This is a genomic window from Alteromonas stellipolaris (genome assembly GCF_001562115.1).
GTDB classification, from domain to species: domain Bacteria; phylum Pseudomonadota; class Gammaproteobacteria; order Enterobacterales; family Alteromonadaceae; genus Alteromonas; species Alteromonas stellipolaris.
Genome location: NZ_CP013926.1, coordinates 3050348 through 3063750 on the forward strand (window position 1 = coordinate 3050348; position 13403 = coordinate 3063750).

At 43.7% G+C, this 13403-nt stretch carries 11 protein-coding genes; 4 read left to right on the top strand and 7 right to left on the bottom strand.

Translation table 11 applies throughout. From position 1 onward, the window contains the following. Positions 1 to 117: 117 nt before the first annotated feature. From nrdR to lpxD, 3 genes are all read right to left on the bottom strand, one after another. Complete coding sequence (gene nrdR, locus AVL57_RS13015; RefSeq protein ID WP_013783361.1) at positions 118 to 567, bottom strand: transcriptional regulator NrdR; 450 nt, start codon at positions 565 to 567, stop codon at positions 118 to 120. A gap of 83 nt (positions 568 to 650) precedes the next feature. Beyond that, entirely contained in the window at positions 651 to 1907 is a 1257-nt protein-coding gene (glyA, locus tag AVL57_RS13020) for a serine hydroxymethyltransferase (protein WP_057790708.1), read from the bottom strand. Positions 1908 to 2042: 135 nt separating this feature from the next. Further along, the gene (lpxD, locus tag AVL57_RS13025; protein ID WP_057790705.1) at positions 2043 to 3071 is read right to left on the bottom strand and encodes a UDP-3-O-(3-hydroxymyristoyl)glucosamine N-acyltransferase; all 1029 of its coding nucleotides are present in this window, start codon (positions 3069 to 3071) and stop codon (positions 2043 to 2045) included. Between the two features lie 212 nt (positions 3072 to 3283). On the opposite strand from lpxD, the gene ettA reads away from it, so the two are divergent. Both ettA and AVL57_RS13035 read left to right on the top strand, forming a co-directional pair. After that, positions 3284 to 4951 carry an energy-dependent translational throttle protein EttA gene (gene ettA, locus AVL57_RS13030; RefSeq protein ID WP_057790703.1) on the top strand — a complete coding sequence of 556 codons (1668 nt, stop codon included), beginning with the start codon at positions 3284 to 3286 and terminating at the stop codon, positions 4949 to 4951. Between the two features lie 279 nt (positions 4952 to 5230). After that, on the top strand, positions 5231 to 5653 hold the full coding sequence (locus tag AVL57_RS13035) for a PilZ domain-containing protein (protein ID WP_057790701.1): 423 nt from the start codon (positions 5231 to 5233) through the stop codon (positions 5651 to 5653). Here AVL57_RS13035 and radA read toward each other — a convergent pair. After that, complete coding sequence (gene radA, locus AVL57_RS13040) at positions 5620 to 6987, bottom strand: DNA repair protein RadA (protein WP_057790699.1); 1368 nt, start codon at positions 6985 to 6987, stop codon at positions 5620 to 5622. The two genes, AVL57_RS13035 and radA, sit on opposite strands and share 34 nt — an antisense overlap. 244 nt (positions 6988 to 7231) lie before the next feature. Here radA and AVL57_RS13045 point away from each other — a divergent pair, with 244 nt between their 5' ends. Further along, positions 7232 to 9790, top strand: coding sequence for a PilZ domain-containing protein (locus AVL57_RS13045; protein ID WP_057790697.1), 2559 nt, complete (start codon positions 7232 to 7234; stop codon positions 9788 to 9790). Positions 9791 to 9975: 185 nt separating this feature from the next. On the opposite strand, the gene serB is transcribed toward AVL57_RS13045, so the two are convergent. Continuing rightward, positions 9976 to 10986, bottom strand: a complete 1011-nt coding sequence (serB, locus tag AVL57_RS13050; protein WP_417878609.1) for a phosphoserine phosphatase SerB — start codon at positions 10984 to 10986, stop codon at positions 9976 to 9978. Positions 10987 to 11112: 126 nt separating this feature from the next. Here serB and AVL57_RS13055 point away from each other — a divergent pair, with 126 nt between their 5' ends. Beyond that, positions 11113 to 11730, top strand: a complete 618-nt coding sequence (locus AVL57_RS13055; protein ID WP_057790695.1) for a hypothetical protein — start codon at positions 11113 to 11115, stop codon at positions 11728 to 11730. A gap of 52 nt (positions 11731 to 11782) precedes the next feature. On the opposite strand, the gene AVL57_RS13060 is transcribed toward AVL57_RS13055, so the two are convergent. After that, entirely contained in the window at positions 11783 to 12595 is an 813-nt protein-coding gene (locus tag AVL57_RS13060; protein ID WP_057790692.1) for a TatD family hydrolase, read from the bottom strand. A 25-nt stretch (positions 12596 to 12620) separates the two neighbouring features. After that, positions 12621 to 13259 carry a pyridoxamine 5'-phosphate oxidase gene (pdxH, locus tag AVL57_RS13065; protein ID WP_057790690.1) on the bottom strand — a complete coding sequence of 213 codons (639 nt, stop codon included), beginning with the start codon at positions 13257 to 13259 and terminating at the stop codon, positions 12621 to 12623. Between the last annotated feature and the right edge of the window lie 144 nt (positions 13260 to 13403).

The following is a 13403-nucleotide window of genomic DNA, read 5'->3' on the forward strand; positions in this document are numbered from 1 at the left end:
CCGCCCTACTAGGCAATTCATTGATTGAACGACTACTGTGTTTTTTGCCTAAGTCGGTGTTTGAGCCGCTATTTACATGCGCATGGGTAGTATTAATTGACACTGCATATCCCGTGGTTAATCCCCTAGTCTGGCTATTTCCTCACCAAACTCTCGGATATCTTCAAAGGAACGATAAACAGAGGCAAACCGAACATAAGCGACCTTATCTAGCTCTTTGAGCGCTTTCATAATAAGGTTGCCTAGCAGTTCACTCCCCACTTCTCGTTCGCCAGTTGCCCGAAGCTCTGACTTAAGCGACAAGATACACTGTTCAACTTTTTCTGTACTCACTGGGCGTTTTTCTAGCGCGCGCTGTAAGCCTGCACGAAGCTTATCTTCGTTGAAAGGCTCTCGCGAGCCATCACGTTTGATAACACGTGGCATCACAAGTTCTGCACTTTCGAAGGTAGTAAAACGTTCGTGACACATTGCGCATTCACGACGTCTGCGCACCTGATGCCCCTCTGCCACTAGGCGAGAGTCAATCACTTTTGTTTCTTGTGCTGAACAAAAGGGGCAAAACATGAGCGATCCTTAACTTACTTTTTACTACGCGTTAGCCTTTGATTTAAAAGACTAACGCGCGGTAACTTTCTTATCTAGGTTGCTTACGCGTAAACAGGGAACTGTTCACAAAGGGCAACCACTTCACTTTTAACACGGTCGATAACGCTGTCATCACCCATGTTATCTAGCACATCACAAATCCATGTAGCAACCTGTTTGGCTTGTTCTTCTTTAAAGCCACGACGAGTAATCGCTGGGCTACCGATACGCAATCCGCTGGTAACAAACGGTGAGCGAGGATCGTTAGGAACCGAGTTTTTGTTAACCGTAATGTTAGCAGAACCAAGAGCAGCATCAGCCTCTTTACCCGTAATATCTTTATCGATAAGGTCTAGTAAGAACAAATGGTTTTCAGTGCCATTAGATACAATTTTGTATCCGCGCTCTTGCATTACCGCCACCATGGCTTTTGCGTTCGCAACAACCTGTGTTTGATATTCTTTAAAGTCTGGCTGAAGTGCTTCTTTAAACGCTACTGCTTTTGCTGCAATAACATGGCACAAAGGACCACCTTGGTTGCCAGGGAATACTGAGCTTTGAAGCTTTTTATAAATGGCTTCGTCACCACATGCTGACAAAATTAGTCCGCTACGTGGGCCCGCTAGGGTTTTATGCGTGGTGGTTGTCACTACGTGTGCGTGTGGCAGTGGGTTAGGATAAACACCCGCCGCAATCAAACCGGCAACGTGCGCCATATCAACTAACAGGAAAGCACCTACGCTGTCGGCAATTTCACGGAATTTTGCCCAATCAACAACACCTGAATAAGCTGAGAAACCACCAATAATCATTTTCGGTTTGTGTTCTTCTGCTAACGCAGCAACTTGTTCGTAATCGATTTCGCCAGTTTCGTGGTTCAAACCATACTGAACAGCATTGTAGGTTTTGCCCGAAAAGTTAACGTGAGAACCATGCGTTAAATGACCACCTTCAGAAAGGCTCATACCAAGTACAGTATCGCCAGCATCAAGCAATGCCATAAATACGGCAGAGTTAGCTTGTGAACCTGAGTGAGGCTGTACGTTAGCGTAATCGGCACCGAAAAGTTCTTTGGCACGATCGATAGCCAGTTGCTCTACCACGTCTACGTGCTCACAACCGCCGTAATAACGCTTACCAGGATAGCCTTCAGCGTACTTATTAGTAAGCTGAGAACCCTGCGCTTCCATAACACGTGGACTACAGTAGTTTTCAGAGGCGATAAGTTCGATATGCTGTTCCTGACGGACAACTTCTTTTGCCATTGCATCGGCTAATTCTGGGTCAAAGTCAGCGATATTCATTTCGCGAGGTAACATGAGGGCTCCTTAACGGCATTGATTGATGGCTTGTTCGTGGCATATTCTAGTCATTTTCAAGGGCTTGTATACCGCTTTATGACCAATTTAATTTAAATGGCGCAGGTTTAACGTAACGCCTGCGCTCCATTGAGATCAGACCTGTTTTTCTAGCGCCTTAACGCGGTCAAATAAACTGCCTATTTTTTGCAGTCTTATGGTATTTCGCTTCCATTCTCGGTTAGACGTGGCCGGCTGACCTGAAGAATAAACTCCTGGCTCGGTGATATCTTGGACAATCATGGAGTAACCGGTAACTTGTACTTTATCGCAAATACTAATGTGGCCATTAATGCCCACGCCGCCGCCAATAATTACGTGCTTACCGATATGACAGCTGCCCGCAATACCAGTGGCGCCGCATATACAAGAATGATCGCCAATAATACAGTTATGACCCACTTGCACTTGGTTGTCGATTATCACGTTGGTGCCTAAAACAGTGTCTTCCATGGCACCACGGTCGATGCTGCTACTTGCGCCAATTTGACTGTCATCACCAATGCGAACAGAGCCGGTTTGTGGGATAGGAAGCCATACACCTTTATCGTTTGCGTAGCCAAAGCCTGCTGCTCCAATGACCGTTTGGCTATGAACCGTAACCCGCTTACCTATTATCACGTCATGATAAATGGTTACGTTTGGGTGAATAACACTGCCTTCACCAATGCGTGTACCTTTGCGAATAACTGTATTGGCACCAATAGTTACGCGGTCACCAAGTATGACGTTATCTTCAATAATCACATTGTGACCTAACGACACATCACTACCAATATTGGCCGACGATGCAATCACAGCGGTTTCGGCAATACCGCTTGCAACGACTGGCGTGGTGTCGAAAAGCTGTGCGATGCGTGCGAACGCTGCGTGAGGGTTGTCTACCACAAGCGCTGGGCACGGTGCCGTGTCTTTTAAACTGCTGTGAAGAATAACCGCACCGGCAGAGGTATCGCTTAACTGTGATTTATATTTCGGATTAGTAAGAAATGAGATTTGATGGCTGGCAGCGCCTGCCAGCGTTCCTACCGCAGAGATAACGACACAGCCGTCTCCCTCTACAACACCGCCTACATGGCTGGCAAGTTCCGATAGGCTGTAAGGACGTTTGTTCATTGTAGTCATACAGTGAATACCTATTTTTTCATTAAAGCGTATGCTAGCGAAGTTTACCTTAATTTGTTAAAGGTGACCGCCGTATTATTCGTACTTTTCGCCTTCTTTTTACTTCAATTGAACAAAATACCATCAAGCATGAGGTTGTATGGCGGTTCGCACTGGCACAGACTATCCTGTTACGAGTACAATGATGCTTTATTTTCTGGCAAGGACACAGCATGGCTCAATACGTTTATAGTATGCATCGCGTGGGTAAAATTGTTCCACCGAACCGTCAAATTCTTAAAAATATCTCTCTTAGTTTTTTCCCCGGCGCAAAAATTGGCGTATTGGGTTTAAACGGTTCTGGTAAATCTACCTTACTACGCATCATGGCTGGGTTAGACACCGAGATTGAAGGTGAAGCACGCCCTCAACCAGGCCTTAAAATAGGCTACCTGCCTCAGGAGCCACAACTAGACGAATCGAAAGATGTTCGCGGAAACGTGGAAGAAGCGTTAGCCGATGTTAAACACGCACTAACCCGTCTAGATGAAGTTTATGCCGCTTACGCAGAAGCTGATGCCGACTTCGACGCCCTTGCAAAAGAACAAGGCGAACTTGAAGCGATTATTCAGTCGAAAGACGGGCATAACTTAGAGAATACCTTAAACCGTGCTGCTGAAGCCCTTCGTCTTCCTGCATGGGATGCAGACGTTAGCAAGTTATCAGGTGGTGAGCGCCGCCGTGTTGCTTTATGCCGTTTGTTACTCGAAAAGCCAGAAATGCTACTTCTTGATGAACCCACCAACCACTTGGATGCTGAATCTGTTGCTTGGTTAGAACGTTTCCTTCACGATTATGAAGGCACGGTAGTGGCCATTACCCATGATAGATACTTCCTTGATAATGTTGCAGGCTGGATATTAGAACTCGACCGTGGTGAAGGTATTCCATGGGAAGGTAACTATTCTTCTTGGTTGGAACAAAAAGACCAACGTTTACAGCAAGAAGAGCGCAGTGAAAATGCCCGTCAAAAGAGTATTAGACAAGAACTCGAGTGGGTTCGCTCTAATCCAAAAGGCCGCCATGCAAAAAGCAAAGCGCGTATGGCTCGTTTTGAAGAAATGTCCACGGGTGATTACCAAAAACGTAACGAAACTAACGAACTCTTCATTCCGCCTGGTGAACGTTTAGGTGACAAGGTTATAGAAGTTGAACATCTTAATAAGTCTTATGGTGAACGTGTACTTATTGACGACTTGTCGTTTAAAGTTCCTAAAGGGGCAATTGTAGGGATTGTCGGGCCAAACGGTGCGGGTAAATCTACCCTATTTAGAATGCTTACCGGCGCAGAGCAACCTGATTCAGGCGATATTAGCTTGGGTGACTCTGTGAAAATTGCTAGCGTAGAGCAGTTTCGCGATCATATGAATGAAAACACCACGGTATTTAAAGAAATTTCAGAAGAACAAGATATTATTCGTATTGGTAACTTCGAAATTAATAGCCGCGCATATTGCAGCCGCTTTAACTTTAAAGGCAACGATCAGCAGAAGTTTATTAAAGACTTGTCTGGTGGTGAACGAAACCGTGTGCATTTAGCCAAGCTGTTAAAAGCTGGCGGCAACGTGTTGCTACTCGATGAACCAACCAATGACTTGGATGTTGAAACCTTACGAGCACTTGAGAATGCCTTATTGGAATTCCCAGGCTGCGCCATGGTTATTTCCCATGATAGATGGTTCTTAGATAGGGTTGCCACACACATCATGGATTACCGCGACGAAGGTAACATTAACTTCTTTGAAGGTAACTACTCTGACTACGAAACTTGGCTTAAGGCTGAATTCGGGCAAGATGCGGTGGAACCTCACAGACTAAAATACAAGCGCATAGCCAAATAGTTTGTCTGAAAGCCGTTGATGTAAAGCGATTATTGGCCGCAGTTATTGGTAGCCGTTATGAAAAGAAACCTGCATAAAAACGCGCACACGAACATAGTATTATAAGTACTGTTATAAGCACTAAAATTGGTTTTCTACATAATATAAAACGGGCTTATATAAGCCCGTTTTTTTATGTCGTGCTGGCTAGCTTTATACCACTACACTTATTGCTAGTTGCCTTGTGTACTAACATCACTAATACTGAGTGAATCAAAGATTTTCTAGCTTGAGGAATTTATGTCGGACAAACGCTTATTTACACGTATTCCATTGGCCGTAAAAGGAACACTTGCTCATCATGATAAGCACATTGATGTCATTATTATTGACGTCTCGCTTCAAGGCGTAAAATTAAGCGCAAACGAAGATGCACTTAACGAATTACCTTTCGATAGTCACGATCCTTATACCGCCACATTTAGAGCCAATGAAGACAGCCCCGTTATCACCTTGCATATTGAGCAACTGTATCGGCAGAATGATAGCCGCAAAGATTCAGTATCTTTAGGCTGCAAAGTATCTCAAATGGACGTAGACAGCATAAGCGCACTGAGGCGCTTAATACTGCTAAATAGTCAAGATGCTGACTTAAATGAAAAGGAATTAAACGCACTGATTGAAGCGGTTTATTCTAATGCGTCTAACGCATCGCTGAGCTGAGATACTGGAATAACTTTCATACCATTTACAGCCTGCTTTGGCGCATTTGCCTTTGGCACAATCGCACGTTTGAAACCATGTTTAGCGGCTTCAATAATGCGCTCGGTGCCATTAGGAACAGGCCTAATTTCTCCGGCTAGCCCAACTTCTCCAAACACAATTAAATCTTTGGGTAGAGAGCGATTTCGAAAACTCGATACCATTGCTAGCAGTAACGCCAAGTCAGCGCTGGTTTCACTTACCTTCACACCACCAACCACATTTACAAAGACGTCTTGGTCGTTCATTTGTACATTACCGTGACGATGCAATACCGCTAACAACATCGACAATCGATTTTGATCTAGCCCCACCGCAATTCGCCGAGGGTTAGACATTTGTGAGTAGTCCACCAAAGCCTGTATTTCTACCAACAGCGGCCGCGTGCCTTCCCAAATTACCATTACGCTCGACCCAGGCGTTTCATTTTCGCCTCGGCTTAAGAAAATCGCCGAAGGGTTATTTACCTCTTTTAGGCCTTTTTCTGTCATCGCAAAAACGCCTAATTCATTTACAGCGCCAAAACGGTTTTTATGGCTGCGTAACGTACGGTAACGACCATCACTTTCCCCTTCTAGCATCATTGAACTGTCAATACAGTGCTCTAACACTTTCGGGCCAGCTAAGTTTCCGTCTTTGGTTACATGACCTACAAGAAACATTGAGATGTGGTGTTGTTTTGCAAAGCGGGTTAGATAAGCTGCACTTTCTCTAACTTGAGATACACTGCCCGGTGCAGATTGCACATCGGCCACATGCATTACTTGAATAGAGTCGATAACCATGATTTTTGGTTTTTTGGTTAACGCCAGTTCGCAAATAGTTTCTACACTGGTTTCTGCCAACATCATTAGCTTATCATCAGGTAGATTTAAGCGTTTTGCTCGCATCGCCACTTGCTGAAGCGACTCTTCCCCTGTTACGTATAAAGCGGTTTCGGTTTGTGCCATTTGACACATAACCTGAAGTAACAATGTACTTTTACCTGCCCCTGGCGAGCCGCCAATTAACATAGCAGCACCTGGCACTATTCCACCGCCCAATACTCTATCGAGCTCTTTAAACCCTGCGCTAAATCGGGGTAGAGATTCCAAATCAATCGCATTGAGCATTTCTATTTTAGCGGCAGTTTGCCCAGCATAACCTGACAAAGTTGGTTTTGAATTGGTTTTGGCGCTACTGACTACAAACTCGCTAATGGTGTTCCAAGCTTTGCATTCAGAACACTGCCCCTGCCAGCGTGGAAATTCAGCCCCACAATCTGAGCATACATAAGCCGTTTTTCGTTTTGCCATATTCCAGTTTTATCCCAGCGTGAAAAGGAGTATTCTATCTTATAAAGGACATCAAGGTACATTCAGCCAGGTCCAACCCAAGTTAACCCAACCCCACTTGGTAGCCCATCTAACAGTTATAGTAGGTTTTAACCCGGTGGTTGTTCGTGCGTCAAACTGCAAAATACTGTTTATTAATGGGTTTAGCATTAGTGCCGATAATAATAATGTCTATAATAATAGAAAGTAACTAAGTTGTGCATACATGAGCCAAGATTTACAGCAATACGCTGACATAATTGAGCAATTGAAACCTCTGGTGAACGAGCCTGAATTTAATAAGGTTCTGTTACAAATTGGCGGTGATATTCCCAAGGAGAAACGCTTTCTATTAAAAATGGAAGTGAAACGCCTTGCGAAGCCTTGTATGCGATCAATAGATTTACGTGGCCAAGTAGACGGTAAATGCAAAAGCTATTTGCATGATGGCAGAACCCATTACATGGATGAAATTGCTGTCGATAAATTCGAAGAGCAAATTAGAATATTTGGTGGGTATACATTCGGTGTTTACGAAGCCGTTCAAAATACTGAAAATAATTACCGTATTATTCGTGAGAAAGCAGAAGAAGCTCGAGACACAGGTTCAACATCAAATACACCTCGCAAAAAAGGCTCTGCTATTTTAGAGCAGTTTAAAGTGCCAACGGTAAACTTACTAGATTATCAACAACGCAATACAGAACGTATGAACTTTGCTGTTGCGGTTGAGCTATTTAACGAAAGTAATCATTCGATTAAAGGCTTAAGCGTTGATGTATCGCTAGAAGGCCTGCAAGTCAAACTCTCCAAAGAAACACTGTTTAAACAAAATGAGCTATTACAAGTCTACTTCCGTGGGCTTGAAGGCGAGTTCGCCATGGATAAGAAAAATGGCATTGCTTATCGCCTTGTGAAAACTATTCGCAAAAAAGATGTTATTTATTTAGCCCTACAGCGTGCGACAGAGCGCCCAGCACCCAGCTTCGATAAATTTCTAGAAAGCTTTATTCACGGCAACAAACGCCGTTATAAAGTGAACATGAACAACACTATTGAAGCGATAACCAGTAAAACGTGTGAACAGTACTTTTCGCCACGAAGCCCAACACTACCTATTTATGTCGATTTAATTGAAGAGCGTCTTATTCCACGCTTTGCAATGGTTAACGAAGTTAATCGCGAAACGGTGAGCTACTGGCAAGATGAAGAAGATGAATGTCGCTTAGGTTTTCTGCTGTCTCAAAATAGATTGAACACCTTGCACGCTAAGCCTGCGCACCGTCGCGAGATATTTGTGTTCAGCTTTACCCACTTACAAAATGACAAAGTCTTTTTTTACTCGGCCTCTTACGAGCAGCTTGTTGAAAAAGACATGTTAAAACAGGTTTTCTTAGGCTTTGGTTCTAAAAAGGTTAGCTGGCGAGTATTTAAACTTACCTTGACCGACATGTTGCCCGAGCAAGCTCATACCCCCTTGTCTATTCCAGACTCTGTGGGTTCGAAAATAAAGCGTCAAAATACACCGCCTTCGCCTCGAGTGATGTCGAAGTTGAAAAACCTAAAATACTTGCTTCATGTTACTGACGTAACCTCTATATATGGGCAGCAGGCGTATAACGAATTACAGTTCAACCGCGACAACCTTTCTCATCTTCGCGTTTTTGGTCATCCAAGAAATCAGAAGACCCCAAACATAGAGTTATTCCGATTCAAATATGAAGATCAACGTTTAGAATCTCGCTACCGTTTGCGCTCTCAAATAGAGCTTAGGTTATCTCATGACGACAGCGTACACGTTGGCGTAAGTGAAGATATCTCGGTACATGGATTGGGACTGCGTGTTGAGTTAAATAAAGAGTACGACGGTGAGCTAGAAGGGCAAGTTGAAGTATCCTTCCCTCGCCTTCAGCAGATTACGCAAAATTTTGACGTAATGCATTTGCAGTATTCGGTAATTTACCACAACGCTGAGAAAAACATTCTTCATTTAAAAGCCATGAACGGTGAAGCAGGTAAAAGTGCAAGGGCGTTCTTTGAAGAATTGATTAAAAAGAACAAACACAGCTTAGAAGAAGACTCTGGTGAAGAAGAATTGCCGGGTATGGGTCAGGCTCTTCGCTGTATCAATGCTCGTAATGCTACATCTCTATCCTTCTTGATGAGTAAGGAAGGGGTTAGGTATACACCGCAAGCGGGTATTATTGGAAAACAAGATGAACGAGTTTCAACGCTAGTTACCTATCTAACAGAAAAGCGTCAGGTAAACTTAGAATTTCTATTTAGAGACAGAAAGCTAGATACGCCTTTCATGCAAAGCGGTATCAAGCAGGTGAAGCTGGAAAATATGCCCTTGCGCCAAGAGCTTTTGATCTCTTTTGATGCCAAGCAAAAAGACCCTCGCATGGCCATTATTCCGCGGTATTCCCACCGGTTTGAAAACAATGAGCAGCGCAAGACCTTTATTACTGAAGCGTTAAACAGAGGGCAATTTATTGCTATTCACGTGATGCTTACCACTACAGGCAAACCAGATTTATCTATGTTACAAACAGAGATAAATTACGTTAGCGTGTATGCTATTCACCGGGCAAAGGAACTTGAAAATAAGCTTTGGAGCTTAGCTGCCTGTTCACACTTAATTGATGTCACTGATGAAGTATTGATTAGATATGAATTCGATGACGACACGATTTCCGCTAACCGAGACACCAAAGCGAAAATAGAAGAGCGCTCTCAGTCCGGTATTCAAGCCTTATTACAAGACCAAGCGTTTGCCAAATAAAGACAAGCTTTGAAGACTCTCGTATCACCTTCAGAGCTTGTACTCGCTATATATTCAGCGCTTCTTACTCTACGCCGCTAATACCCTCGAAAATATCTAACGACTAAAAGTAAGTATCGACCAAAGCGTTTTAGTTAACGCTCAGCTACGCCTTCGTCAACTGCGCCCTAATCAACACTAATCTACTAGGATAAAAAGTACAGTAGGCAATGTAAGCTGCCCAACCGAATAGCAACGTCTGCTTTTTCATTTACAACAGGCTTACCATGGCACGCCACTCCTAACGCCGATTCGGCCATCATGACTAAGTCGTTCGCACCGTCGCCCATCGCAACGGTTTGAGAGCTTGGAACTCCCCAACGTTCAGCCAACGCTTTCACGGTTCGCGCTTTTACCTCAGCATTAACAATTTCGCCAGACACTTCGCCGGTCAATATGCCTTGCTCTATCACCAACGTATTTGAAACCGCTTCATCAATATTTAAGCGGGCTTTTAGATGATTCGCAAAATAAGTAAAACCACCTGAAGCGATAGCTAGCTTCCAGTTATGTTGTTTTAAAATGGCAATCAGCAGTTGTACGCCTGGCATTATAGGCAAGCTATCACGTATTTGTTGAAGCTGGTGCTCTGGCACACCATCTAGGCAAGCCACTCGATGGTTTAAGCTGTCATTAAATGCTATTTCGCCCCGCATAGCCTGTTCGGTTACAGCAGCCACTTGCTCACCAACACCTGCCAGTTTGGCAATTTCATCGATGCACTCAATATCTATTAACGTACTGTCCATATCCATCACAAGAAGACCTGGCTCGTTAAGCGATGGCTGAGTGTCTTGAATGCCTAAATCCACATGATAACGGGCCGATAACGTAGTTATTAGCGACGGCAGCAGTGCTGGCACTGAAGCAGCATCTTGAGCGCCGGCGTTTTCACTTAAGCGCCCTTTCACAACCACCACGCCATCACCCAGTTTGTTGTGTAACGGATGTAAGTGAATCGATGTTGCCTCGAATACTTCGCCCAAACCTTCTACAACCTGACTAACAATATATGGGGTTAATGCTTGACCGATAACGGTTAAAATTGAAAGTCCAGCATCATCTTCATTTGAAGACTTTGTGGTAAGCTGCGTAGATAAGAAAGAGGTATCATGCATTGCATGAGGCGGTATTTCATTTAAAAACGTGATCACTATTAATTTAAACCTTTGTTAGTCTTGCCCATATGCTACCCAAACATTGCACATGTGGAAATACACACTTTCAAATTAGTCAAAATTACCCTACTGTTAGCGCATAAAGATAAAGGAAATTAAGGCGAAATGCTGAACCACTTAGAAAGCGAACGCATGGCTCACAAACACAGCGTTTCACACTCTGCTTACACAGCCTTTAAGCGGCTGATGCATACTATTATTATGGCTACCGCTGTGGCATTAGCTGTGGGTCTGTTTCTAATGTATCAACAGTACCAAACCCATTGGGTTGACGTACAAACGGCGCAACCTGGTACCAGCATAAGCAGTCAATATTCAAAAATCTTACAGCCTGCCTTAATGGCACAAGACACAGTTCGACTAGAGCGTTTAATTACCATTGCGTTAGAAGAGCCTGCCGTTATCTCTTTAAGCGTATTTAATGCCCAAGGCATTTATATAGCGCCTTTACCAAAAGTTGACAGTGTAGTCGCACTGGCCCGAGAACGTGAAGTTGCTCCCAATACTCATGTTGAAAAAATTCTCGATGACGATGGCAAAGTAATTGGTTATTTGAACGTTAACATCGATACTGAAGTGGTGCTTTCTAGTCCGCTAACGCTTCGCCAGCAACTATGGCTTATTATAAGCGCTGTTATTGTATTAGCGCTGATAGTGGGTGTTTATTTAACGCGAGGGTTTTATAAGTTCCGCCCGTGGATAATTCGAGTTTTTCAATCTTGAGTGAAATTTTCACAAATATTAAATAACCCAATTCAGCAAGCCGCACCTATTTTTAATTATTCTTCACCCTGTTACGAAAAAGCGTGAAATAATTTTGGGTGGTAAGTGCGTCTAAAGCTTGTTCATTATACTCCCCAAGTTTATCCAGCGCTGTTAACACATCGCCAAGGTATTCAGGGCTGTTTCGAGCCCCTTGTCGGCCCTGCATTGGCATATCAGGCGAATCAGTTTCTAGTAGCAATCGGTCTGCGTGGTGCTGAAGCAAGTAAGCAATGGTTTCTTTCGTTTTCTTCGCTCTGTCATAGGTAATAGTCCCCCCCACGCCAATATAAAAACCTTTATCGATATACGCTTGAGCCACCTCTACACTGCCAGAAAATGCATGAATAACACCGCCCTCTGTAAATCCTGTTTTTTTAAGACTTTCAAAAATAAGATGATGGCTTTTTCGATGATGCAAAATAACAGGAAGCGCATATTCACTCGCTAATCGCAACTGTGCTTCAAATACCTCTTGTTGAAGCTGCATAGGTATCGATATATGGCCATCTAAGCCGATTTCACCTAATGCTATCATGTGAACGCTAGATTGAGATAAAAGTCGCTGCAGGGCGGTTAAGGCAGTGGCATTATCAGTTTCGTTGGTAGATAAGAAGTAAGGATGCAGACCAAACGCGACATCTACTGAGATGGCGTGCGTACTTTGGTTTGAATAGGATTGTATCGCTTGTTGAGTAGACCACTGCGACACTTGCGTGCCAGGAATAAGAATACGTGTTACGCCAGCACTGATCGCGCGGTTTACCACTACCTGCCAGTCATCTTGAAATGCTGGCAAATCTAAATGGCAGTGGCTATCAATCATTAAAGAATGCCCGGATTAATCCCCCTTAAGGCATTAAACGCTGAGTATTCCAGTTGCCACTTTCATCACGGTTGTATTCAAACCGGTCATGTAACCTGTCTTCGCCGCCTTGCCAGAATTCAATTTGGTGAGGAACAATACGAAAGCCCCCCCAGAAGTCTGGTGCCGGCAGCGTTTTATTCGCAAACTTTTGTTTCATTTGCGCAAACTGAGTATGCAAAAGCTCGCGGCTGCTAATAGGTTTACTTTGCTCAGAAGCATAAGCCGCTAACTGGCTATCTTTGGGGCGAGAAAGGAAATAGGTCGCGTTTTCCTTAAAGGAAAGCTTTTCTACTACACCACACACTCTCACTTGTCGTTCCATGAAAAACCAAGGGAAATGACATGAAACCTTAGGGTTTTGACTAAGCTCTTGTGCTTTGCGGCTGCCTAAATTAGTAAAAAAGACAAACCCAGCTTCACTTACATCTTTTAAAAGCACAATACGCTGTGAAGGCTGACCTGCAGCATCAACGGTCGCCACAGTCATGGCAGTAGGATCGGGAATTTCAGCGCTGATGGCATCTTTTAGCCAACGGTCAAATAATGAAAAAGGATTAGCCGTTAAGTCTTTATCTTGCAGACTCCCTTTTGCATACTGTCTGCGCATATCAGAAATTGCCATACCTACCCCTTTTTATTGCTTTATAACTAATGGATACTAGCTGATTTTTTAGCTGATACGTTTGGGCTTTTGATTTGGGCTACACGTTCTTACATTATATTTTGGGCTAACGACTATTGCGTTAAGCCCAAAACAGATAATTGC